This window comes from Candidatus Bathyarchaeota archaeon, assembly GCA_026014465.1.
GTDB lineage: Archaea > Thermoproteota > Bathyarchaeia > Bathyarchaeales > Bathycorpusculaceae > JADGNF01.
Map to the genome: position 1 here is coordinate 1552703 of JAOZID010000010.1, position 23137 is coordinate 1575839.

The 23137-nt window shown below is 47.8% G+C and carries 23 protein-coding genes; 19 read left to right on the plus strand and 4 right to left on the minus strand.

What is annotated here, in order from left to right; translation table 11 throughout:
• The first annotated feature begins 147 nt into the window (after positions 1-147).
• The 5 genes from NWF04_10140 to NWF04_10160 all read left to right on the plus strand — a co-directional run bounded on the left by NWF04_10140 (position 148) and on the right by NWF04_10160 (position 5211).
• Positions 148-312 carry a hypothetical protein gene (locus tag NWF04_10140; protein ID MCW4006931.1) on the plus strand — a complete coding sequence of 55 codons (165 nt, stop codon included), beginning with the start codon at positions 148-150 and terminating at the stop codon, positions 310-312.
• Between the two features lie 282 nt (positions 313-594).
• Positions 595-2793 carry a hypothetical protein gene (locus NWF04_10145; protein MCW4006932.1) on the plus strand — a complete coding sequence of 733 codons (2199 nt, stop codon included), beginning with the start codon at positions 595-597 and terminating at the stop codon, positions 2791-2793.
• Positions 2794-2805: 12 nt separating this feature from the next.
• Entirely contained in the window at positions 2806-3666 is an 861-nt protein-coding gene (locus NWF04_10150; GenBank protein MCW4006933.1) for a hypothetical protein, read from the plus strand.
• Between the two features lie 142 nt (positions 3667-3808).
• Entirely contained in the window at positions 3809-4486 is a 678-nt protein-coding gene (locus NWF04_10155; GenBank protein MCW4006934.1) for a class I SAM-dependent methyltransferase, read from the plus strand.
• A 170-nt stretch (positions 4487-4656) separates the two neighbouring features.
• Complete coding sequence (locus tag NWF04_10160) at positions 4657-5211, plus strand: QueT transporter family protein (protein ID MCW4006935.1); 555 nt, start codon at positions 4657-4659, stop codon at positions 5209-5211.
• Positions 5212-5221: 10 nt separating this feature from the next.
• Here NWF04_10160 and NWF04_10165 read toward each other — a convergent pair whose 3' ends face one another.
• A complete protein-coding gene (locus NWF04_10165; protein ID MCW4006936.1) occupies positions 5222-7978 on the minus strand; it encodes a DNA-directed DNA polymerase I in 2757 nt (918 codons plus the stop codon).
• A gap of 530 nt (positions 7979-8508) precedes the next feature.
• Between NWF04_10165 and NWF04_10170 the strand changes: the two genes are divergently transcribed.
• The 10 genes from NWF04_10170 (at position 8509) to NWF04_10215 (ending at position 17605) form a co-directional block, all read left to right on the plus strand.
• Positions 8509-10218 carry an alkaline phosphatase gene (locus NWF04_10170; GenBank protein ID MCW4006937.1) on the plus strand — a complete coding sequence of 570 codons (1710 nt, stop codon included), beginning with the start codon at positions 8509-8511 and terminating at the stop codon, positions 10216-10218.
• Positions 10219-10337: 119 nt separating this feature from the next.
• On the plus strand, positions 10338-11684 hold the full coding sequence (locus NWF04_10175; protein MCW4006938.1) for a hypothetical protein: 1347 nt from the start codon (positions 10338-10340) through the stop codon (positions 11682-11684).
• 299 nt (positions 11685-11983) lie between these two features.
• Complete coding sequence (locus tag NWF04_10180) at positions 11984-12457, plus strand: Hsp20/alpha crystallin family protein (GenBank protein ID MCW4006939.1); 474 nt, start codon at positions 11984-11986, stop codon at positions 12455-12457.
• Entirely contained in the window at positions 12447-12899 is a 453-nt protein-coding gene (locus NWF04_10185; GenBank protein ID MCW4006940.1) for a 50S ribosomal protein L15, read from the plus strand. Before NWF04_10180 ends, NWF04_10185 begins: the two co-directional genes overlap by 11 nt.
• A 12-nt stretch (positions 12900-12911) precedes the next feature.
• Positions 12912-14330, plus strand: coding sequence for a preprotein translocase subunit SecY (gene secY / locus NWF04_10190; GenBank protein MCW4006941.1), 1419 nt, complete (start codon positions 12912-12914; stop codon positions 14328-14330).
• A 102-nt stretch (positions 14331-14432) separates the two neighbouring features.
• On the plus strand, positions 14433-14882 hold the full coding sequence (locus tag NWF04_10195; GenBank protein MCW4006942.1) for an EMC3/TMCO1 family protein: 450 nt from the start codon (positions 14433-14435) through the stop codon (positions 14880-14882).
• Between the two features lie 16 nt (positions 14883-14898).
• The gene (locus tag NWF04_10200; protein MCW4006943.1) at positions 14899-15507 is read left to right on the plus strand and encodes a cytidylate kinase family protein; all 609 of its coding nucleotides are present in this window, start codon (positions 14899-14901) and stop codon (positions 15505-15507) included.
• Positions 15508-15701: 194 nt separating this feature from the next.
• Entirely contained in the window at positions 15702-16079 is a 378-nt protein-coding gene (locus NWF04_10205) for a hypothetical protein (protein ID MCW4006944.1), read from the plus strand.
• A 31-nt stretch (positions 16080-16110) separates the two neighbouring features.
• Positions 16111-17370, plus strand: coding sequence for a glycosyltransferase family 2 protein (locus NWF04_10210; GenBank protein ID MCW4006945.1), 1260 nt, complete (start codon positions 16111-16113; stop codon positions 17368-17370).
• Positions 17360-17605 (plus strand): hypothetical protein, encoded by a 246-nt coding sequence (locus NWF04_10215; GenBank protein ID MCW4006946.1) that lies wholly within the window; start codon positions 17360-17362, stop codon positions 17603-17605. The genes NWF04_10210 and NWF04_10215 overlap by 11 nt, the downstream gene beginning before the upstream one ends.
• 10 nt (positions 17606-17615) lie before the next feature.
• Here the strand turns inward: NWF04_10215 and NWF04_10220 are convergent, their stop codons facing one another.
• The gene (locus NWF04_10220; protein ID MCW4006947.1) at positions 17616-18641 is read right to left on the minus strand and encodes a radical SAM protein; all 1026 of its coding nucleotides are present in this window, start codon (positions 18639-18641) and stop codon (positions 17616-17618) included.
• 372 nt (positions 18642-19013) lie between these two features.
• Between NWF04_10220 and NWF04_10225 the strand changes: the two genes are divergently transcribed.
• The 3 genes from NWF04_10225 (at position 19014) to NWF04_10235 (ending at position 21124) form a co-directional block, all read left to right on the plus strand.
• Complete coding sequence (locus NWF04_10225; protein MCW4006948.1) at positions 19014-19310, plus strand: hypothetical protein; 297 nt, start codon at positions 19014-19016, stop codon at positions 19308-19310.
• Positions 19311-19410: 100 nt separating this feature from the next.
• The gene (locus NWF04_10230; GenBank protein ID MCW4006949.1) at positions 19411-20187 is read left to right on the plus strand and encodes a glycosyltransferase family 2 protein; all 777 of its coding nucleotides are present in this window, start codon (positions 19411-19413) and stop codon (positions 20185-20187) included.
• A gap of 115 nt (positions 20188-20302) precedes the next feature.
• Positions 20303-21124, plus strand: a complete 822-nt coding sequence (locus tag NWF04_10235; protein MCW4006950.1) for a glycosyltransferase family 2 protein — start codon at positions 20303-20305, stop codon at positions 21122-21124.
• Here NWF04_10235 and NWF04_10240 read toward each other — a convergent pair.
• Together NWF04_10240 and NWF04_10245 are read right to left on the minus strand one after the other, a co-directional pair.
• Positions 21045-22055 carry an AIR synthase family protein gene (locus NWF04_10240; protein ID MCW4006951.1) on the minus strand — a complete coding sequence of 337 codons (1011 nt, stop codon included), beginning with the start codon at positions 22053-22055 and terminating at the stop codon, positions 21045-21047. The genes NWF04_10235 and NWF04_10240 overlap by 80 nt on opposite strands.
• Before the next feature lie 18 nt (positions 22056-22073).
• Positions 22074-22607: an ECF transporter S component gene (locus NWF04_10245; GenBank protein MCW4006952.1), complete on the minus strand. Its 534-nt coding sequence runs from the start codon at positions 22605-22607 to the stop codon at positions 22074-22076.
• A 137-nt stretch (positions 22608-22744) separates the two neighbouring features.
• On the opposite strand from NWF04_10245, the gene NWF04_10250 reads away from it, so the two are divergent.
• Entirely contained in the window at positions 22745-23128 is a 384-nt protein-coding gene (locus tag NWF04_10250; GenBank protein ID MCW4006953.1) for a tetratricopeptide repeat protein, read from the plus strand.
• Positions 23129-23137: the final 9 nt, after the last annotated feature.

The window sequence follows — 23137 nt, forward strand, 5'->3', positions numbered from 1 at the left end:
TAAACCCGCAGGCACTCCAAACCTGTTTTCGTACAGAACCCTTCTTGCCTGCAATAGTTTGCATCTGAACGCCAAGCAAGCCTTTGAAATGTAGCAACTGATAAATACGTTGTAGCGCTTCTTTCCATAAATCGCGAGGAAAACAAGATGCCGCAACGTGTCATATGCAATGATTGTAGCTTCTTGCTATACGAAGGTCCCGAGTTAAAACCTCCAGATGAAATAATCCACAAACACGGCGGCAAATGCCCCAGATGCGGCAAAAAGCTGTCTTTGCTGCCCATAAACGTTGAAGTGAAACCCTCGAAATAACGCTTTATTCTTGTAAAACGCTTCTTTTTTGCTTCTTTTGCGGCTTGCTGCTAACAATGTTTTGCTGCGCTGTTTTCTTTTTCTTTGGCTGTTTTTGCTGTTTTCTCTATCTTTGCGTTTGCAGAGTCTATTGTGATTTCTTGGAAAAGGCATATATGACTGGCATTGTGATATAACCCAATAACCGTAAAAATAATAAACTTCGCAACTAATCTGTGAGAAGAGATGGCATATATGGGGATGAAGCAGTCGCTTTCGAGAAGTTTCAAGGGTTTAGGGAAATTGCAGGCAAACAACGGTGCAATTCTGACCTTTACCGCGTTGATTTTGATTGTACTTATCGCTTTTACTGTACGCGCTTTACCTATTCGTTGGGAGATTCCTTCGGGTACGCTGGGGCTTAACGAGTTTGACCCCTACTACCAGTACTCATTAACCAACCACATGGTAAACGACGGTTTGCTCTCCCCATACTATCCTGAGCCATGGGTTAACTATCAGCAGATGCATCCGTTTGGACTGGACATGTCTCGTTCCCTGCCTTCTTTACCCATGACAGCTGCTGTACTGTACAGTGTTGTCTCGGGGTTAGGCGTAAATGTTGATTTAATGTCGTTCTGTGCACTTCTGGCGCCGATTCTTGGTGCTCTTGCCGTGTTCATCTTATACTTTGTCGGAAAAGACATGGGCGGAAAAACTGTTGGTTTGCTCTCTGCCCTTGTTTTAGCCCTAAGCCCCTCCGTTATCCAGCGGTCTTCCTTGGGCTTTTTCGATACAGAAACTGTTGGCATAGTTTCTCTTTTGCTGTTCATATTCTTCTTTTTGAGGGCAATTGAGCATAAGCGTTCGCTGCGTTCTATGATGCTTTACTCCGTGGGCGCAGCTTTAGCCTTAGCCTACTTCGCAGCTGGCTGGGGCGCAGCTTACTTCCTAATTGACCTCGTCGCGCTCTTCGTATTCATGATGCTTTTGCTTAAACGCTACAGCCAAAGACTCCTGCTCTCATACAGCATAACCTTCGGTTTGGGACTTTTCCTAGCCATCAACGTTCCCCTGCTCTCCCCCACTTACCTAACAACCGCAACTATCCTGCCCGTAGCAGGCGTTTTTGCTCTGCTTTGCTTAGCCGAAGTTATGCGCTCACAAATAGCTCCTAAAACCAAAACCATGATAACCGCCGCCTTTTTGGTGGTTTTGGTCGCTGGCTTTGTTGCCCTTATCGGCTTGGGCACAACTGACATAGCCGGCAAATTCCTCTCCGTACTTGATCCCTTCGAGCGTGCAAGCCAGCCCCTAATCGAATCCGTAGCAGAACACCGAATCACTGCCTGGGGCTCAATGTACTACGAACTAGGCATAAGCATCCTGTTCTTCCTAACCGGCATGTACTTCACCGTAAAGAACCCCACAAACCGAAACGTGTTCCTAATCCTCTTTGGCTTGACAACTCTGTACTTCGCTAGCTCCATGGTGCGTTTGCTTGTCTTGCTTGCTCCTGCCTTCGCGCTGTTGCTCGCTGTGGGAGTTGTTGGCATGCTAAAACCCTTCAGTGCTACCCTCAAGGAATCCGCAGTACGCGCCAGCGTAAAATCCAAACGCAGCATCAAACGCGTAAGCAAAGAATACGGCGCACTGGCAATCCTCATAATCTTCTTCCTGCTCATGTCCAACTACGCATTCACCATAACCAACGGCGGCACCCCCAGAGTTTACAACGCAGTCTACACCCCCATCACATTAAGCTCCGCAAGCCTCCCCCTCATCCCAAACGAACCCCTCCCAGAATGGGTAAACATGCTAAGCTACACCCGAACCAACCTAGACTCCACTTCCGTTGTCAGCAGCTGGTGGGACTACGGCTACTGGCTGGGAATCTTTGGCAACGTAACCACACTTTGCGATAACTCTACTGTAAACGCCACACAAATCGAAAACGTAGGCTACAGCATGATGGCAAACGAAAACCATTCCCTGCAGATGCTTGAAACTTACGACGCCGAATACGTCCTCGTGTTCACTACTTTGCAGTTGCAAGTTACAAACGACGGCACCTTAGCAGGCGTGCAGTTTGCAGGTTATGGCGACGAAGGCAAATGGGTCTGGATGGCAGACATTTCAGGCAACGCTAAAGACCGCTTTATAGACGCGGGCTTTATGACTGATGATTATCAGTGGTCAAGCAAGGTCGATTTTGGCTACAACGAAACCAGCGGTGTGAGCGAATGGAACGATATGGGTTTGAACTCGACAATCTATAAGCTGATGAGCTACGCTGAAAGCCAGTGGGCAGAAGAGTACGGTGTAACTACAGCTGAAACAGTTTCCATTCCCGAATACTTCACCCCCACATACATCTCCGGCTTAGAAATAACCCCCGAAGAAGCCTACCAGCAATACGGCTGGCTAATCCCGCTGGTTTGCCTCTACCACATTGACTGGGACGCCTACTACGCCGCAAACCCCGCAACCACCAGCCCATAGAGTGACACAAACGTGTGGCCCAAGGTTCCCGACCAACACAAACCCGGAAACCCACTTGTACCGTGGGGTCTAGGCGTGGTCTACGTCCTATTCGCCACCGTCTACATTTTTCTTATTTATTTTCTTGACCCTACAACCGCTAATGGCGTCTCTGCGCCCCTAACCTTAGCTGTATGCATCTTGTTTGGCGGCTTCATGGGCATGCTAGATGACTGGGTGGATTTGAAATGGCGCTACAAAACCTTCATGCCGCTCATCGCCGCGTTGCCGCTGATGTATTTTGTCATGGAAAACCCTGCCATGCGAACCTCCATAACCCTCCCCTTCATGGGCATGGTACAGTTTGGCGAACTATACTACTTCCTAATAATACCCCTGCTGGTCATGGTAATAACCAACACCATAAACATGCTCGGCGGACTCAACGGACTAGAAACCATCTGCCCCGCAATAATTCTCATCGGGCTCATGGCTTTGTCCACGCCTGATTTCCAGATACTCATGATTGGACCCCTAATTGTCTGGCTCATTTTGGGTGTCCTTAACTTCCAAGGCAAACTCTTTGTGGGCAACACAGGCTCTTTTGCCATTGGTTTGACCATAGCCGCGTTTGCCGTGCTAACCGACCTTAAATCCAGTCTGCTCATATCCATCCTGCCCTACGTCTTCAACTCCTCACTCATCCTGCTAACTGTTTTCATAACTCGCAAAAAAGCCGTAGTCAAATTCGACGGCAAAAAATTAGAAGCCAACCACAGACGCAGCCTAGTCACCCTCATCACCTACAAACGCCCCCTCACCGAAAAACAAGTCGTCATCATAATCAGCGCAATCATCGCAGTCTTCACAGCAATAACCCTCATCATCACCTAACAACACCAAACCCGAAAAACACGAACGCCACGCTTTTTACAGCAACAAACAAAAGCACTAAACTGGCAACTTGACGTATGCGTGTTAGATGAGAAGCTTTATTATTCTAAACCTCTGATTGACCTGAAAAGGAAGTAAAAACATGAAGGACCTCTCCACTGAAACTTTCTGGGAAGAAGCGGCAAGAACAAAGATGGGCAGTTACCTAACCAAGATAGAAACCGATTTTTTCAAAGAAGCCATCAGCAACTCAGATTACAAACTGGTCTGTGATGTCGGAACTGGCGCAGGGAAGTTTACGTTAATTGCCGTTGAAAAAAACTTGGAGACTGTTTCTTTGGATATTGATTTGCATGGCCTGAAACGGTTAAGGTTGTACACTAAAAAATCTCATTTGATTCAGGCTGACGCAAAAGCTTTGCCGTTAAAACCAGGAGTTTTTGACGCCGTTTTTTCAATGGAAGTTTTAGATTACATTCCTGAAACAGACAAAGTCTTAAACGAATTTCGCACCATTTCAAAAGATGGGGCAGGGCTCTTCTTTTCTTTTGGAAACCAGTCAAGCATAAAATCTAAAATCAGGAACATGCAAGGCAAAAACTACATGCACTCTTACGGCGAAGTTGCTGCTGGACTTGAAAAGGCAGGCTACAAAGTTTTAGGAAAAACAGGTTTTAACTGGATGCTCTTCAACCGAAGCTCTGAGAACAGCCTTATTCCTTTGCTGGGCAAACTTGAAAGAATAATTGGACTGCGCAAAATCGTAAGTTACAGCCCATGGGTACTAATAAAAGCAAAACTAAACAAACAAAACAGCTAACCACATTTTCTTTTGCCCCTTAACCGCTAAGAAAACAGAAGCAATTATTTCATTCCAAGTTTTGCTGCAATAGTTTTAATAGCGCTGTTTCCCTTTTTTGGGTTGGCGGGTAGGTGGACCTCCACCCGTTCCGCTAAGTTTAGAAATCCCGGTGTAGGAGGCAAAAAAGAGTGAAGTTTGATAGTAGAGATGTGACTTTAACTGCGGTTTTCGCAGCTTTGTACGTGGTTATTAATGTGGTGGAGTCGTTTGCGGTTGGCAGCCCCATTTTGGTTTATGGGCCTATTCAGCTGCGTGTTGCTGATTGTTTGATTGCTTTGGCGGTTCTGTTTGGTTGGCCTGTCGTGGGCGGCGTAACCTTGGGTTGCTTGGCAGCTAACGCGTATTACTTCTTGGGTACGCCTGATGTGATTTTGGGTCCTATTGCAAATCTGGTTGCAGCTAGTGTTGTGTTGTTTTTGCGCAAACACCGTTTAGTTGCCTGCGTTGCTGGAGCCCTGCCTGTAGGCGTCATAGTTGGCAGTTACTTGTGGTTCTTCTTCCCGTTCCTCTCGCCGCCTGAAATGCTTGGTTTTCTTCCCGCATGGGCAGCCATGATCCTAAGCCTAACCATAAGCAGCATACTCGCCATAGCCGTCATAGGCTACCTGTTACTTGCGGTGCTTAGCCGCCCAAACATACTCAAGCCTCTAAAATCCCGCGGACTAAAAACTATAGACCCCTAAGCTGCCCCGCTTAAGCAAGGAACCTCTCCAGCTTAGTTAAGCCGATGATTTCGTCAAAGCTCAGTCCCAGTGCGTCGAGAACCTGATCAAAAGTGCTGTGCAGGTACGCGATGTACTTGTCTACGTCTACGTCGTTTTTCGTGGCGAGCTCTACGGGTTTTACGTGGTCGCCGCTGCTGGTTTTTACGAAGCGTATGAGGTCGCCTGCGCGCATTTCTACGCCGCTTTCGTTTAGGATTTTTGCTGCTTTGACGTGTTGCGGGGTGGTTTTGGTGTATTTGTGCAGGTCCTCGCCTAACACGACGCTAAAAGCTAAGTCGTTGATGTCTGTCCATTCACGACGTTTAAGGCACATGTAGCGTCCGCGTACGATGCCTGCGATGTCTTTTTTGGCTTTCTCGAAATCCGCGGGGCTACGTACCTGCGCTAGACGCTGCTTCATCTGGTTAAACGCGTCCTTGATGAAAAGCGGTATGTGCTTTTTCTTGCCCGTTAAGCCCTTCACGTCCACGGTGCCGTCATCGAGTACGCCTAAGTAATTCTTTTTGCGGCTGCTAAAAACTGCGTAACGATACACCTTCTCTACGTCAATAGTCATTTTTAGTTGCTGCTCGGTCCAGTCTGCTAAACCTTTGATTTGCTCTTTGGATGGGTTTTTGAGAAACAAGCTGTCGGTGTCGCCGTAAAGCACTTGGATGCCTAGGTCTTCGGCGTGGCTGCGGATTTTAGTGATGGAGTGTCTGCCAATTGCGGCGGTGGCTTCTGCGACAGGTGGGCAGTACAAGTCGAAGCTTTCGGCTCCGAAAACGCCGTAGCTGGCGTTCAAGATGACTTTGAGGGCTCCTTGTCCGACGTTGTACCAACTGCGTTGCTCCGCCGATAAGCTTTGGTCTTTGGCTCTGGATTTGTACCAGTGAACCCTCAAATCACGCAGCGAACCAATCAGCAAGCTTTCCATGCCACGTTTTTTGGTGCACACCCAATGTGGCGTATTTGGGATTATGTTGCTGCGGCATTCAGGATGCGGACACAAAATGCTCTGGTACCCCAAATTCCACACCTTGATAATTGAGGGGTACAGGCTGGGGAAGTCCATGACAGCTACGTTGAAGTGTACGCCTGGGACGGGTTCGACGACTATGGCGCCTTGGTATTTTTTGCCTTTAATGATGGCTTTGGTGGAGATTTGTCCTTTGTTGGCGAGTATGTCTTGGCTGTTGGGTATTAGCATGTTTTTGTGGCGGTGTTCGCGGTGCATGAAATTGCGTATCCAGCGTGAGACGCCTTGGCGGCTGACGTCTTCCATGGGCATGCTGCTTATGCGCGTTAGGACCAAGATTAGTTTCATGGCGAGTTCGTCTTGGTAGCTGGTTAGTTTGTAAGTGATTTCCGAGTCCCTGAAGCAGTACGCTGCCAATTCAGTGTAGCTTTGCTCGCCTATGGCTTTATCCGACGTAAGCTTCTCCAACCCCAAAACGCCCTTGCCCACATCGTTTAGGGTGATGTCTCGGTAGCGGTAGCCGTAAGCGTAAATTTGGATGGCGCGGTTGAAGAAGAACTTGTAGAGGTCGATGTGTATGCCCGTTTTTAGAAGGCAAACTCGTCTGCCTATGTCGATGGGGACTTCTTTTTTGGGTATGCCAAGGTTTGCTGCGCGGTGCGAGAGATAGCGCAAATCGAAGTCGTCGCCGTTAAACGTTAAAACAAACGGGTACTCCCAAAGCACCTCAAAGATGGCTCTGAGCAGTTGCTCTTCGGTTTCAAAATAGTCCAAGTCCATGTCGGGTTCCAAAGGCGCGTTTCCTTGTTGCATACCTTTGCGTTTGAGCATCAACACTTTCTTTTGTCCATCCGACGAATACACCGAACAGCACACCACAGGATACACGGCTTCGCGTGAATCAGGCACCCGCGACGACAACGGCGCATAAACTTCAATGTCTATGGCAACTCGGCGAAACTTGGGCGCAGGATACTCAGTGAGCTTTGCCCACTCCACCAAGTACCCAAGCTCCTCAGCAGTAACTATCTTCGAGAATTTTTCTTTGAGCTTGCCAATTGCCTCTTCGGCTTCCCTGTCAACATACGGGGTCAAGTTGCCGTTTTTCACTTCAAAAATCATGCCCGGCAAAAACCGCGTATCGTAAATGTAGCTCTGGTAATACTTGATTTTGGCTTCCCAAACTTCGGCTTCTTTTTGCTGGGCGGAGAGTTCGGTGACGGTTTGGGGGTAGTCTTCGGGGATTATGTCGCGTATGCTTCCGTTCGGTTTGCCTCCAATTGCGAGGGGGTCGTTTGTTACGACCTTGGTTACCTTGACTTGTTTATCCGCCAACGCATCCAGCAACTCTATTTCTTCTGGATGGTCAAAGCCTTCATGCTCCACTACCCGCGGCATCTTTTCTAGCTCTTGCGGCGTCACGTTCGTTAAGCAGTACGGCTTGTGCCCCGTGTTGTCATACCAGAAATAGATTTTGCCCTCCTCAGGCTCGTAGAGTTTCACAACCGCCTTTTTTTGGCGACCATCATACGAAGCAGAAACAAAATACGACGGCGGCAGATTTTCAGGTGCCACAGGCGGATAAACGTGTTCACTACGGGTTTTTTTCTTGGCTGGTTCCATCGGTTTTTGAGGCTGCTGCTTTTTGACGGGTTCTGGCGCAGGCTCAACCGACGGCTTCTGCTCAGGTTTCTCCACTTCAACCTTTGTCGGCTCAGGTTTTTTCTGCGGCGAACCAAAATCAAACAAGCTTTTTTGCTTAGGCATCCTCTTTTGACCTTGTATTCTTCTATTAGCGTGGAACTAAAATCTTTAACGGAAAACCCCAACCACCTCTCCCCTAACGTTTTCTTCTAAAACTGGCTGGCACAACAAACACGCAAATATATTGTATATATAGAATATTGGTGGAATTTTTATTTGCCTGATTGCCTCTCTATAGATTTGTGCCAGCTAGGGTTCGTCCTCGAGTCGGAGCAACTTTGGCGAGCCACCTGTTGACGTGGGATATCTGTCCTTTGCCCCCGCATACTCGTTGACATGGTTCGCCAAAGTATTTGCCTCCTTTGCTGTTTTGGATTTGGTTTGTTTGTTTTGGTGCTGCTTGCTGTTTGTTGCTTGGTTTGTTTGGTTTCTTGCAGATCGTTTGTTCTATATATTTTAGGTTTGAAGCTATAGCCTTGGGAGACGCCTATAGATTACATCGAGAACCAATATGTGCCCTAAACCGCGTTTTTCTAGAACTTGACCAAGCCAGCCCAATTTGGTTTTGGTCGCAAGCACATATGGGTGAAAAAATGGAAAATAAATATCGAATCTTGGTTGCTACAATATTTGTGGCTGTTATTGCCGTGTCTATGATTGCCGTTCCCGCTTTTTCTGCAAATGCGGGGTTTGGTGCCAACAACAGGACAAAAAACGTAATTGTTATGATACCTGATGGCTGTTCTCAAAGCATAGAGACTTTGACTCGCTGGTACAATGGCGGCGGATTATACCTTGACACCATAGTCACTGGAACCGTTGCAACCTACATGTCCGATTCTGTAATTACGGATTCTGCTTCTGCTGGAACCGCTTTTGCTACTGGACACAAAACAACCGATGGCTTCATTAGCGTAGGACCTCGAACTGAAGACCTTCTCACTGGATTCATACCAACCGCTGACCCCTACGAACCCTTAGCCACCGTTCTTGAAGGCGCCCAGCTTGAAGGCAAAGCCACTGGCTTAATTGCCACTAGCCGAATAACCCATGCTACCCCAGCAGTGTACGCAGCTCACATCAACGACCGCAACAACGAAAACGAAATCATGGAGCAACTAGTCTACCATGATGTGGATGTGGTTTTGGGCGGCGGTTTCCGTCATCTGATTAACTCCACTGACAGCTACACAACCAGCTTTGGCGAAACATGGAATGGCAAACGTACTGACAGCGACAACCTCTACCAAACAATACTTGACCGCGGCTATCAATTTGTTGACAACAAAGACGACCTGCTAAGCGTTGATTCGGGTAAACTCTTTGGCATGTTTGCTGAAAGCCACATGGAAGCCGATATAGACCGTGCAGATTTTGCTGCTTATCAGCCTTCAATTGCCGAGATGACAAAGAAAGCAATTGACCTGCTATCCCAAGACAAAGATGGCTTTTTCCTCATGGTTGAAGGCAGCCAAGTAGACTGGGCAGGACACGCTAATGACCCCATACACATGGTTACTGACTTCTTAGCTTTTGATGAAGCTGTAGGTGTTGCCCTTGAATTTGCCGCGCAGGATAAGCAGACTCTTGTTTTGGCTTTCCCTGACCACAACACTGGAGGCTTAACCATAGGCAGCTACTACCAAGACAGCAACGCCATCGGACACGGCTACACCGACCTAACCGTTGAAGACATCGTAAATCCCCTGCTGGGCATGGAAATCACCTCTACAGGTCTGGTACGTGAACTCGCAGGCGTCACAGGTGATAATGATGCTGTCCGCGCAGTCTTTGAAGACCGCTGGAACATATCCGTAACCGACGATGACATAGCCGCTATGGACTTGACTGATTCCTACTCAATTTCTGAATACATAAGCCAAGCATACACTCCCTTTGGCTGGACCACCCACGGACACACTGGCGACGACGTTCCCCTCTGGGCTTACAGTCCATCAATACTAACCACCCCCATTGGACACTACGACAACACCGCGCTAGCTGAAATCTGCGCCGACGCATTAGGCTTTAGACTGGACCAAACAACCAATCAATTGTACGTTAACGTAGCCAGTATCTTTAGCGAAGACCAATGGAACCTAAACTTCACTGACCCACAAAACCCCGTTTTGGAAATCACTACAAACAACTGCTATGCAGAACTCCCCGTAAGCAAAGACAGCCTAACCATAACATCCAACAACGGTCATGTCCGCACATTTGAGTTAGAAGGCGTAGTAGTCTATGCTCCTATGAACGGAGACGTCTACCTCCCCTTCCAAGCAGCCCACCTCATACGATAGCCCTTCAACCTCCCCTTTCTCTTTATTTTTTTAGAATCTGCTTTTTGTTGCTTTATGCGCGGTTTGTTTTCTTTATTCTTATAAATGCCGCCATGCTGTGTTATGGCTGTGTATAGACTTTGCTAAGAGATGCTTGGACGCTTGCCATTGAAACCCTAAGCTGGATTGAACTGCAAAAACTCAGCGAACACATGGCATTTGCCAAAACCGTAAAACAACTATGCATAAACGACCCCGACGCAACTCGACTGGGATATGGCTTAGTTGTGGAGACGGTTAGACGAAAAAACCTCATCGACAAATTCATCAACAGCCAACTAAAAGACAAAACCCTTGACGAGTTCGACATGGGAATACAGGCGTTTTTGCGTTTGTACGTTTACCAGACCCGCATAACCCGCAACTGGGAAGGGTTTGACCTCAAAGAAGCTGAACACATAGCCAAATTAGCCCGTTCGATTCTGGGGTGGCAAGCCATGCGCCAAGTTGAATACGCCCTAGGTTTCTTGCTCACCCAACCCGTTCAGCCCCTCATAGACGCAGCAAAAGACCACGAAAAAGTCGCCCTGCAAACTTACCACCCCGCATGGTTTGTCAAATACTGCTTTGACTTGCTAGGCAAAGAAGAAGCCACTGCTTTTCTGCAAGCTAACCTGCAAGCTCTTCCTGTTTACCTGCGCCTAAACACGCTGCGCGGCACATCTGATGAGTTGCTGCAAAAACTCTGCGCCGACGGCATAACCGCAGAAAAAACCCCGCAACTACAGCACACTTACCGCCTAATCGAATCCAAAAAACCCCTAACCAAGACCGATAGTTTTCGCCTTGGACTCTTCTATATCCAAGACAAAGCCAGCTGCTTCGCCGCCCAAGCCGCAAACCCCAAACCCGACATGGCCGTCTTAGACGTCTGCGCTGCTCCTGGTGCCAAAACCACGTATCTTGCCCAGCTAATGCAAAACAAAGGCGTAATCTGCTCTGTGGATTACTCGCGAAGAAGACTAGCCGCTTGGCGTCAAGAAACCGCGCGGATGTGGATAGAAAACGCTCATCCCCTAATCGCAGACGCCTGCTTCCCGCTGCCGTTGGGCGTAGAAGCTGATGTGGTGATTTTAGACCCGCCCTGCACCAGCACAGGAGTCTTCGCAAAGCTGCCCGCAGCCAAATGGCGACTAACCCCAAAATCCCTAGAGAAAATGACGCAGATTCAATGGGCAATGATTTGCAACTGCGCAAACCACGTCAAATCTGGCGGCATCCTAACCTACAGCACCTGCAGCATAACCCTTGAAGAAAACGAACAAATCATACAACGCTTCCTAAACGAGCACCAAAACTTCCACCTAACCGACATCGACCCGCAGATAGGCGTGTCTGGACTTCAAGGTTTAGACAAATGCCAACGCCTCTACCCCCACCTGCACCAAAGCAACGGCTTCTTCATAGCCAAACTACAAAAACAATAAACCCTTCCTCCTTGGCTTTTCACCTTTTACCTGCAAAGCTGCTTGAACACAGAATTTGGCATCCTTAATAACCTATTTAGCGTCTATTTGGATGCTATTTTTTAATTGTATGCAGAAAAGGGGGGAGGGGGTCTAGTTTTTTGGGTTTTTTTGTTGTTTGGCTTGAAAAATGTGGTGTTGGTTTGTATTTGTTTTGGGTTTGTGGATATTTAGGTTACATATTTTCCAACTTTTTCTATGCGATACGTTTTATAGTTACGGTTGGGATTGCTCTCTAAAATAGTGGGGGATGTAAGTAAATGAGTGCGAGATGGAGAAGAAGTAAGAAACATCTTAAATGGTTGGATCTTAAGAACTTTCGCTTTAGCCCCAAGGACTCCAGCGGTAAACCCCCTCGGATAGAGACCGTTAAAGCGCAAAAGAAGACGTATCCCCCAAAGTATCGGTTGCCCAAAAAGTTTGGCAGAGACAAATGGCGTGCGCCTAAACCTCTTATTGACATGTTCCAGGATAACAATTGGGTAACTATAGTCGCCGAAGTTGCGGGTTTCAATCAGGAAACCGTGAAAGTCAACATCAAAAACCAAAAACTCATACTGTCTGCGAAGGCGACTGACCGTAAATACTATAAAAGTTTAAATCTTCCGAAGGTAGTGATTCCAAACGTCGCGCATAAGAATCTCAAGAACGGCGTGATTGAAATCAAGCTGAAAAAAGCGCAAAAGCAACAAACTCTAAAACAACAAGAAGCAGGTTTAAACGATGCCACATAAACTCAGAAACACCCGCAAAAAACGCGGTTCCCGAACACAAGGATACGGTAGGATAGGGCAGCACAGGGATGCAGGTTCGCGCCCGTACCGTAAAGTAGGCTTCCACAAACACCGATGGAGCTACATGCTAAAGAAGTTTCCAAATTACTTTGGCAAACACGGCTTTACTTCTCCGCAAAGCCTCAAACTAAAAGAGAACGTTATCAACCTAACCAAGCTTTGTGACATTGCCGCGGCATCTTCAGAGACCGAAATTGACCTTACCAGCATGGGTTACACCAAGCTTTTAGGCACAGGCAACATCAAGCAGCCCCTAACCATCACCGTCCCCCAATCCTCTGCTAAAGCCAAAGAAAAAGTAGAAGCTGCTGGCGGAAAAGTCATAACCACAGACGAAGACGAATTCGAAGAAGACGCCGAATTCGAAGAAGTTGCAAAGTAAGGTCGTTAACACATGGCAGGTAGATTCCTTAACCTCTTCAAACCCATCGGACGCATACTGCCCGAAATCAAGGTTCCCGAACGAAAGGTTAAGTTCAACGAAAAAATCTTTTGGACAGCCCTTGTCCTCATAATCTTCCTTGTCATGTCTGAAGTTCCCCTCTACGGCATATCCAGCCAAAGCTCACTTGACTTTAGTGCGCTTCGAGTAATTTTTGCTTCAAACCGCGGAACCCTCATGGAGCTGGGCATTGGTCCCATAGTCACCGCTGGGCTGATTCTCCAACTCTTGGCAGGTTCCCAAATCATAAACTGCGACATGTCCAAACCTGAAGACCGCGGACTCTTCACAGTCGCCAGCAAAGTCTTCTCCATTGGACTCACAGGCATACAAGCAGGCGCCTACCTCATCAGCGGCATGTACGGCTCCATAAACGACTTAGGCGTAGCCGCAGTGGTCATATTTGTTCAGCTTGTAGCCGCAGGCATAGTCGTTCTGTTACTTGACGAACTAGTCCAGAAAGGCTGGGGTCTAGGAAGCGGAATCAGCCTCTTCATCATGGCTGGAGTCGCACAGCAAATCCTGTGGTCATGCTTCTCGCCCTCCAACGGCTTGTTCGTCGGCACCCTACAACAGCTACTAGCAGGAAACATCACAATCGTAGACTGGATAGTAGGAGTAGGCGTCTACCCCTCACTCATCGGCTTAATCGCCACCGTAGGCACCTTCCTAGTAATCATATACCTCAACGGCTTCCGCATAGAGTTGCCCATATCCTACGCAGGCTACAAAGGCTTCCGCAGCAAATACCCCATCAAACTACTCTACGTCAGCAACCTCCCCGTCATCTTCGCCTCTGCACTGTTTGCCAACGTATACTTCTTTAGCCAGCTCCTATGGAGCACCCAAGGACAACCCGCCCCTGGACAAAACTTCTGGCTAGACATCGTAGGCAGCTACGGTTTCCCAAACAACGCCACCACCGCCCAACCCGTAGGCGGACTAGCATACTACCTCACTGCTCCACACAACGTTCAAACAGTCGCCGGCGACCCCCTGCGTGCACTGGCTTACCTTGGCGTACTCGTAGCTTTCTGTGCCGTGTTCTCGCTAATATGGCTTGAAGTCGGCGGTTTAGGACCCAACAAAGTTGCCAAACAACTAATGGACAGCGGAATGCAAATCCCCGGTTACCGGCGCTCTGCTAAACCCATCGAAGTCGTGCTTAAACGCTACATCCCAGTCGTCGCCGTGCTAGGCGGCATCATCGTTGCGCTCATCGCGGGTGTTGCGGACTTCTTTGGCACGTTTGGTTCAGGAGTAGGTATCCTGCTCGCTGTAGGCATCATCTACCAATACTACGAGTTGCTGATGCGCGAACGCGCCGCTGAAATGTACCCTGCCTTCAGAAGAATCCTGGGCGAATCCTAAACCCCTCCCTCTTTCCTTATTTATTCTAAAACGAAAAAGCAAAAATGGTTATATTCCAGCGTGATATTATTAGCTAAATCGCGTGCTAAGGACTGAAAAACAATGGACATTTCTATAATCCCCATCGCAACTTTGGTCATTCTGGGTATATCCGTTGCCCTTTCATTCATGAACATGACCCTCAACCGTGTGCTTATCTCACGTTTAATCGGCTGGAACGAATATCGTTCAATGCAAAAAGAACTCGCCGAATACAATTCCCAACGAATGACCGCCATGCGCGCAAACGACACCAAAACCCTCGAAAAACTAAAGAAAAAAGAGTCCCAAATGAACTCCATGCAAGCCAAAATGTTCAAGCCCCAAATGTTCCTGCTCCCCATAACCGCCATATACTTTGTCATCTGGCCCATACTAATTGGCTTCTTCCCTGGTAACGTCGTGTATATTCCTGGGCTTGGAGCGCAACCATTCTTTGCATGGTACATGATTTGTGCGTTCTTCTTTGGAACTATAGCTTCGCGTGTACTTGGTACAACTCCAATCCAATAGTTAAGAGGTCTTCGCTGTGAATGGTGCTGAGCAGACTGCAAATCCTGTAGCTAAGCGACTTGTTATTTGTATCTCTGGCATGGCTGGCACAGGAAAAAGCACCCTATCAAAACGGCTCGCAAAAAAGTACGGTTTACGATACTATTCGGGGGGCGATGCGCTGCGTGATTTGGCTTCTGCTCAAGGCTACGATTCCTCTGTTAATGGCTGGTGGGAAAGCCCCGAAGGTCTGCGGTTCTTGGAAAAACGCAAGGACAACCCTGCTTTTGACAAAGAAGTCGACTGCAAACTTTTGGATTACGCCCGTGAAGGCAACGTTTTGCTCGACAGCTGGACTATGCCTTGGCTAGCCAAAGACGCTTTCAAAATCTGGCTGTCCGCCTCAGCAGAAAAACAAGCCCAACGAATCGCCCAACGCGACCAAATGACCGCCAACGCCGCCATGCAAGCCCTAAAAGAAAAAGAAGCAAAAACCAAAGCCATCTACAAATCCCTCTACGGCTTCTCCCTAGGAGAAGATTTTGATCCTTTCGATTTGATTTTGGATACAGATGCCCTTTCCGCCGAAGCAGTCTTTCAGGTTCTGTGCAACGTCATAGATAATATTGTTCTCAAAACAAAATGAGCCTTCTCTAATTTTTTTTAACTATTTCCTTTGTGCAGCAGTTTTGGTTAACTGTGGCTGTTTTGCTTGTTTGCACTTACAGTTGACTTAAAAGCCTATCGCAAATTTTAAGAGCGCATTCTGTTGTAGATTCGGATTTAGAATTTAACTTAGGAAGAAAGGGGTGGGCAAAGCTGAAGTATAAAGGTGACCGTTTGTTTGTGCTTTTCCTTGCTGAGGTTATTACGTTGTGCCTGCTGGTTTCTTTTCGCCACATTAATGCCGCGTCTACGGTTACGCTTTTGATTTTTAACTTCCTCTTTGTTTCTCTCATTTTTCAGTTGCGTGGCTCGCGGCGTCTCAAACTTATCTTGTTGACTGTAGGAAACATTTTAGGTGTGTTTTGGAATTTTGTTTTCTTCTATTTTTCCGCAGCGGGAATTGAGCAGTTTGGAATGGGCTTTAACGTTTTTTATACTCTGGCTTTTCCTGTTTTGAATTTGATGTGGATTGTGCCGTTTTGGTCGATAAGCCTAGGTGTTCTTCCTAATCTGCCCACGGATAGTTTGGAGGTATGCGAAGGTACTAGTTGAGTTATCGCAGGCTATTTTCGTCTCCTGCACCTTGCTTATCATAGTTTACCTCATCCGCCACTACGTATTCACTTTCTCGATTCTGCGATGCCACAAGCATCCCAGCAAACCCGCGCCTACCAACATTATGTATGAGCCGACGGTTTCAATTCTTGTTCCTGCACATAACGAAGACCAAGTAATTGGTCCCTTGCTGCATAGGCTCTCTAGCTTAACTTATCCCCAGCGCAAGTTAGACGTTATAGTAATAGATGATGCCTCTTCTGATGAAACTGGCGTAATAGCCGATGAATACTCAAAACGTTTTCGTTTCATAACTGCGCTGCACAGAAACAAAAACAGCGGGGGCAAAGGAAAATCTGGCGCTATGAACGAGGGGTTAAAGCATGCTACGGGCGAAATTGTGCTTTGTTTTGACGCTGACTATTTTCCGCCTCCAAACATTGTCGAAAAACTCGTGAAGGATTTTGCTGACCCTCAAGTTGGTGCCGTGCAGGGACGCCCTGTTGTGGTGAATGAGCCTCAAAATCTTATTACCCGTTTGGTTGCGATGGAACGCATGGGCGGTTATGGGGTGGATCAGCCTGCGCGGGATGGGTTGGGTCTTATTCCGCAGTTTGGGGGCACTGTTGGCGGTTTTAGGCGCAGTGTACTAAACTGTATTGACGGGTTTGACGAGAACATGTTAACGGAGGATACTGATTTGACTTTCCAGATTTACTTGGCAGGCTACAAGATTCGCTACGTAAGAGATGCTGAATGCTATGAGGAAGCGGTGGCTAGTTGGGGAGCTTACTGGAGGCAACGTTACCGTTGGGCTAAAGGTCACATGCAGGTTTGCTTCAAACATTCCTTTAACGTTTTGAAAAGCACAAAGCTGAACTGGAAAGAAAAACTCGACGGAATGCTGCTTCTTAACGTGTACTTCATGCCCGTTCTCGCCCTGCTCTCTCTTATCTCAAGCGCCTTTCTAGTAATGAATCACTCTGTATACCCCATAGAGATACTGTGGTTTTTTGTACCCTTAGCCTTCTACAGTTGCGTGGGAAACTTTGCTCCCTTCTTCGAAGTGGGAATAGGCGCACACTTAGATGGGCGAACAAGAACCCAATGGCTCATGCCCCTTTTGCTCTTTGCCTTTCTCTACAACATACCCATATGCGCAAAAGCCCTAGCTGACGTTGTAGTCTCCAAACTTCTTCGACGGCAATCTGACTGGGGAAAAACAACCCACACAGGCAACAGCTACATGGACAACCTAAACTTGCGAGGAAAAAACAATGGCCTCTGAAGTATCGCTGCTGGTAACTTTGGGCGTTTTGCTGACTCCTTTTCTGCTTACCTTAATGTTTGTGCCCACTTTTTTGGAGTGGAAAAGACCCAAAGATGCAGGTCCACGTGTTATTGTGTCTGCTGCTGTTTTGGCTATGCCTAAAATGGTGGATATTGAGGAGCCTTATGAGTTGGATGTTTTGTTGGTTCCTTTGATTGATGATGCGCTTAGCTGTTTGCCCCGTCTGGATTAGCCGTTTGCTGTTAGATGAGGAGTTTTGCGTTTTTCCATTGTTCTTTGGCGAGTTCTATGTTTCCGTATGGTCCGCTGTGCAGGGAATAGAAGATGTAGCACAGGTATGTGCATTGGGTGCAGTCGTGGTAGACTTTGCGTAGGTCTTTGAATTCTTTGCTGTTCCATTTTTGGGGTAAGTCAAAGATTGATCCTGCAAAGTTGTGGCTGTGGCAGCCTCCGATTCGTCCCATGTGGTCTATGATGAAGAAGTCTTTGAGGGCTTGGCAGTTCCATGTGCGTTTTTCTTCTGCGTAGAGGTTGCGTAGGGCTTTTAGCAGCTTGTTGGTCATGAGTATGAGTTTGTTGTGCTTTTTCATCTCCATTAACTGGTCGCACAAATCAACCATAGCCTGCTTATCTTTTATGATAAACTCGTCTTTGGGTTTGCCAATCCTGAAAAGCTGCTTCTCATCTACGGACGTGTCATACGAGTAAAGGCAGTACCACACCGGAACACCCCTGCTGGTGAAGTGGTTGGTTATGTCCACGATTTCGTGTATGTTTTGCTGCGAGATAGTGGGGGTTACGCTAACGTTTATGCCCTCTTCTTGCAGTGTGTCCACTGAATGTAACGCTTTATCCAAAGAGCCCTTCACGCCCTTGATGTAATCCATCTTTTGCGGGTCCAAACTGTCAATGGATATAGCCGCAAAATCCACGTTGCGCAACGCATCAACCTTCTTTGCCGCCATGCTGCCGTTATCGTAAACCGTCGTTACAAAATAACGTGACGCATACTCGATAATCTCCTGCGCGTCCTCACGCAACAAGGGGTCACCGCCAGAAAAAACAATCTCTACAATACCCAAATCCCTAAGGATGTCCAAGCCACGTTTAATCTCCGCAGCTGATAACTCTTCCTTGTTCTGTTCGTTCCAAACATTACAGCCCCTGCAACGGTAATTACATTTCCTAGTGAGCAACCACTGTGCATGATGAGGCTTGTTTGGAGAAAGCGAACGTATAGCCACATTCGCGGCTTTACCCAAATTCAAACAAATGCTCCCTTTGAAGTCCTTTTGACACACAGTATCCCAGCAGACCTATAAAAACCATAACATCCCCCACCCAAACTTTCCATCCACTCCCCACAGCTAAATCCGCCACCAACCAAACTTTACCAACTTCTATAGACCCCCTCCCCCTATGGTTTCTGCATACAATTAAAATTAGCATCCTAATAGGTTGGTGTTTGCGGCTGGTTGATGGGCTTTTTGGGTGTTGTGCGGGGAAATGTTTATACCGCTTTTATAACAGTGTTATATTATGGTTGGGGTTTAGGAGTCGCTGGTTTGAAACTGTCTCTTTGACGGTTTTAGCTAACTGCTCTTGCCTCAGCGAATATAAGTATAGTGAAGGTGATATGTGTGCAAAAATGGAAAACCTTTGCAGTCTTGGCAACCATTGCAGCGCTAACTATAACACTAGTTGGCTTTGCATCTGCCTACGTCGCTGCTCCAGTACAAGACCCAAACGCGCCTCGCCCCGTCGCTTCAGATGACGGTTTTTGGGGCTGGATTGGGAACTGCTTTGGATTTAACAGTGGTCACCCGCACGGCTATGGCTATGTGTATCAAACAGGAAATGGCACCGTTGTAACCCCAAGCTACCCAAGCCAAGACGGCTACTACCCCTACGGACACGGCTGCTGGGGCGGCTGGTAAAACCACTCTTAAACCGTGCTTCCCATATTTTGTTTAACCTCTCTTTTTCGTGTTTGTCTTGCGTGGTTGTTTTTTATCGTCAGGTTTTTAGGTTTGAATTGTGAGAAGCATAGCGCAGTGTTTGCGAGACGAGTTTATGGAATCTGTAGATGTTGTGCTGTTGACTCTTAACAGCGACCGTATGCTAGAACCCTGTGTTGAATCAATTTACAGAAACGTCCCCGTAAACCAGCTCATAGTTGTGGACGGCTTCTCAACTGACAACACCCTAAGCATACTGAAAAAGTTCCAGCGCAAACACCACAACATCAAAATAGTCTTCGACAAAGGCACCCGCGCCACCTCCCGCCAAAAAGGCATAGAAAACGTCTCCTCTGAATGGTTCTTGTTTGTTGACAGCGACGTGGTTTTGTGCAAGGACTGGTACAAAAAAGCCTCGCGGTGCATGGGTTCTGATGTGGGGGCAGTGTGGGGCATCGAAGTTTGGTCCACCATCAAGAAACCCTCTGCGCTTAAGATGTTCTTGTGGGTTACCATGAAGATTTTTGAGTTGCGTGGCGGAACGCATGATACGTTGATTCGAACTCGCGCTGTTAGGGATATTAGAATTCCTGCCGGGTTGCATGTGTTTGAGGACGCGTACATTAAGGATTGGATAACCAGCAAGGGCTACCGAGTTGTGGCATGTTATGACCCTTACTGTGTCCATTACCGCCCCAAGACTGTGTGGACGTTTAGAGGCAGCTTAGGCTTGATTGCTGATGCCGTGCGCTGTGGCAGCGTCAAGCTTTTAGTCAAACTGGTTTTCGCCTACGGCTTCTATACCGCCTACTCCATATCCCAAATGCTCTCACGCCCAAGCAACACCAAAACATAGCTCCATCCGATTCGTCGTCTATGGCTTGAGCCAAATAAGTTATTATGCAAAGAGGTCTCAATACATCTATATACGTTAACCACATGAGCTTCCACCACGAGCTTGAGGCGCAAAGATGCAGGAAATCGACGTTGTCATGCTCACTAAAAACAGCGAGCACCTTCTACGCAAATGCTTATCAAGCATCTACCAGAACGTCCCCGTAAAACGCCTCATAATCATCGACGGCTTCTCAACCGACAGCACCCTCCAAATCCTAAAAAAATTCAACGCGAAATACGGCAACATCAAAATCCTAACCGTTGCGGGTTCACGTGCTAAAGCTCGCGAAGAAGGCATTGCCCAAGTACAAACCCCCTGGTTCTTGTTTGTTGACAGCGACGTGGTACTGTGCAAAAACTGGTATTTGCGTGCCCAAAAAAGCATCCGCGACGACGTAGGCGCAGTTTGGGGCGTAAACATTGACGTGATACCCAACATGCATGACCGCCGCGTGCTGCACCTGCAAACCGTAGTCGCCAAACAATGCTTTGAACTAAGGGGCGGAACCCATGACACCCTCTTGCGCACTGACCTTGTTCGTGACATCAAAATCCCAGAGCACCTACACACCTACGAAGACGCCTACATCATAAAACACCTCAAAAACAAAGGCTACCAAGCCGTCATAGGCGACGACATCTACTGCCTACACTTCAAACCCCCCGCAAACTGGAACCTGAAAAACGCCGCCACAGAAGCCATCCTAGAACTACGATGCGGCCTGCTGGGGTCAAGAAACTTTTCCTACGTCATATACTACCCGTTCTTCATATCCTACTGGATACTACAGCTCGCTTTGAAGGGCATGAAAAGCTTCACTGGCGGGATAGCGCCGCCCAAAGATGATCTGAAGAAGGACGAGGCAAAACCGTCTCTTTGCCACCTGCGCAAATAAGCTTCCTCTCCGCTGGGTTCTCCACGAATTCTCCTATGACCGCGGCTTTCACGCCAATACCGTTTAAGCTCGCTATGACCTGTGGTGCCTCTTGAGGTTGAGCAGAGACAAGCAACGCACCTGAACTAATCAACTGCAGCGGGTCAACACCAAAAAACCCGCAGATTTTTGAGGTTTCCTCCTCTACAAAGATTTTGTCTGCAGCGACTTTGACGCCTAAGCCTGCGGCATCTGCCATTTCGTGGATTCCTCCTGCAACGCCGCCTTCGGTTGGATCATGCATGGCGTGAACCGCTCCTGTCTTGTATGCGGTTAGGGCTTCTTTGACGATGCTTATGCGACTGTAAAAGCCTTTGGCGCTTTGAAGCCCCGCGAAAGTCAAAGCCTGTTTGAGTTCGGCTTCTCGGTCCCACGCCAGGATGGCTGTTCCTTCGATGCCTGCGCTTTTTGCCAAAATCAGGGCATCTTTGGCTTTCGCGTTTGCCGCCGTAACATACTTGCCCTTGGCTGTTGTGCCAACTGCGCAGCAAACCACTATGGGGTTTTGCAGTTTAGGCGTGGATTCGCAGTGTCCTCCCACAATTGCCATTCCCAACTCTTTTGCGGCGCTGCCCATCTGCGAACTAATCGCCTCCACCATAGTCTTATCCGCGCCCTGGGGCAGCATCAAACACGAAAACAAAAACGCAGGCTCCACCCCAAACGTCGCCACATCATTCGCGTTCACGTTCACAGCCAACCAGCCAATACGCTCCACTGCCCCTGTAATTGGGTCCATAGAAACAACCACCGACTTTTCGCCTAAATCCAAAACTGCACCGTCCACACCAGCCGCGGGACCCAACACAACTTCCTCTCTGCTTGCACCTAGATTCTTGAAAACAACGTCTTTGAGGATGTCTACGGGAATTTTTCCAGACGGCAACTTCATTTTTGACAAGTCTCCTTTTTAGTTTTTGAGTTGGGGAAATACTTTGGTAACTGTGTGTACTATGGGGATTGCTATGATTAACCCAACGGTCATCTGCACCAAGCTAAAGGGCACTTCGACGGCGGCAACTGCAACAGGGTACCCCAACACCACTACTTCATACACAAAGTAACCTGCAACCATCTCCAGTCCACCCGCAACGGTGGCTATAACTGCGCATACGCTGCGGTTTTGGATGTGGCTTCGCAGTTTTTTGTACAAAAACCCCACTATGGCGCCTTCAATTAGTTTTATGCCCAAGGTTCCAGGTGCGAAGTGTCCGTACCCCAGCAGCATGTCCGCGGTCATGGCGCCTATGCCTCCTGAAAGCGCACCTGTTAGGGGTCCAAAGAGCAGGGCTGCGACGTAGATTATGCTTTCTCCAAGGTTGAAGTAGCCGCTTGTAGAGGGTATGTTTACAGTAAAGGAGTACGTTGCGACGAAGACTAACGAGGCGAAGACTGCGGCGGCGGCAAGCTGAAGCGTCGCGGACAACTTTTTCTGCTCAGACATCTTTTGGCACCAAGCTACACGCTATATCTTAAGACGGTTGCTTTTAACCCTATTTTGTCTTTCTTCTCTACCTGCCCAAAGAGGGGATAAATCTAAAAGCGTGCCCTGCGGTATTTTTGTATACTGTTGTGATGTTGATGAGCGAGAAAAACGTGAAAGAAGACCCCATTAAAATGCACAAGGACGCTAATGCCCTAATGGATGATGGCAAATACGAAGAAGCCAAAGACCTGTTCGTAAAAGCCGCCGAGCTCTACTATAAAGGACAAAACTACTTCGGCGCCGCCGAGATGTACTACAAAGCAGGCGAATCCTGTTTTGCCAGCAAAAAACCCAAAGAAGCTCTTGAGTTCTTCACCAAATCCTCAGAAATCTCCTTTGACAAAGGCTACGACCGCTACGGCATGAGCGCATTAGACTACGCCCGCGACTGCCAAAAAGCATTAGGCAACACCAAAGAAGTCGAAGAACTCACCAAAAAAATCAAAGAACTCAAAGAAAAACTCGACAGCGCATTCTAAACGCGCCAC

What these genes read in the sequence shown, in the direction of transcription:
- NWF04_10140 (MCW4006931.1), top strand. Translation starts at nt 148, where the DNA reads ATGCCGCAACGTGTCATATGCAATGATTGTAGCTTCTTGCTATACGAA.
- NWF04_10155 (MCW4006934.1), top strand. Translation starts at nt 3,809, where the DNA reads ATGAAGGACCTCTCCACTGAAACTTTCTGGGAAGAAGCGGCAAGAACA.
- NWF04_10165 (MCW4006936.1), bottom strand. Translation starts at nt 7,978, where the DNA reads ATGCCTAAGCAAAAAAGCTTGTTTGATTTTGGTTCGCCGCAGAAAAAA.
- NWF04_10170 (MCW4006937.1), top strand. Translation starts at nt 8,509, where the DNA reads ATGGAAAATAAATATCGAATCTTGGTTGCTACAATATTTGTGGCTGTT.
- NWF04_10180 (MCW4006939.1), top strand. Translation starts at nt 11,984, where the DNA reads ATGAGTGCGAGATGGAGAAGAAGTAAGAAACATCTTAAATGGTTGGAT.
- NWF04_10185 (MCW4006940.1), top strand. Translation starts at nt 12,447, where the DNA reads ATGCCACATAAACTCAGAAACACCCGCAAAAAACGCGGTTCCCGAACA.
- secY (MCW4006941.1), top strand. Translation starts at nt 12,912, where the DNA reads ATGGCAGGTAGATTCCTTAACCTCTTCAAACCCATCGGACGCATACTG.
- NWF04_10195 (MCW4006942.1), top strand. Translation starts at nt 14,433, where the DNA reads ATGGACATTTCTATAATCCCCATCGCAACTTTGGTCATTCTGGGTATA.
- NWF04_10215 (MCW4006946.1), top strand. Translation starts at nt 17,360, where the DNA reads ATGGCCTCTGAAGTATCGCTGCTGGTAACTTTGGGCGTTTTGCTGACT.
- NWF04_10235 (MCW4006950.1), top strand. Translation starts at nt 20,303, where the DNA reads ATGCAGGAAATCGACGTTGTCATGCTCACTAAAAACAGCGAGCACCTT.
- NWF04_10240 (MCW4006951.1), bottom strand. Translation starts at nt 22,055, where the DNA reads ATGAAGTTGCCGTCTGGAAAAATTCCCGTAGACATCCTCAAAGACGTT.
- NWF04_10245 (MCW4006952.1), bottom strand. Translation starts at nt 22,607, where the DNA reads ATGTCTGAGCAGAAAAAGTTGTCCGCGACGCTTCAGCTTGCCGCCGCC.
- NWF04_10250 (MCW4006953.1), top strand. Translation starts at nt 22,745, where the DNA reads ATGAGCGAGAAAAACGTGAAAGAAGACCCCATTAAAATGCACAAGGAC.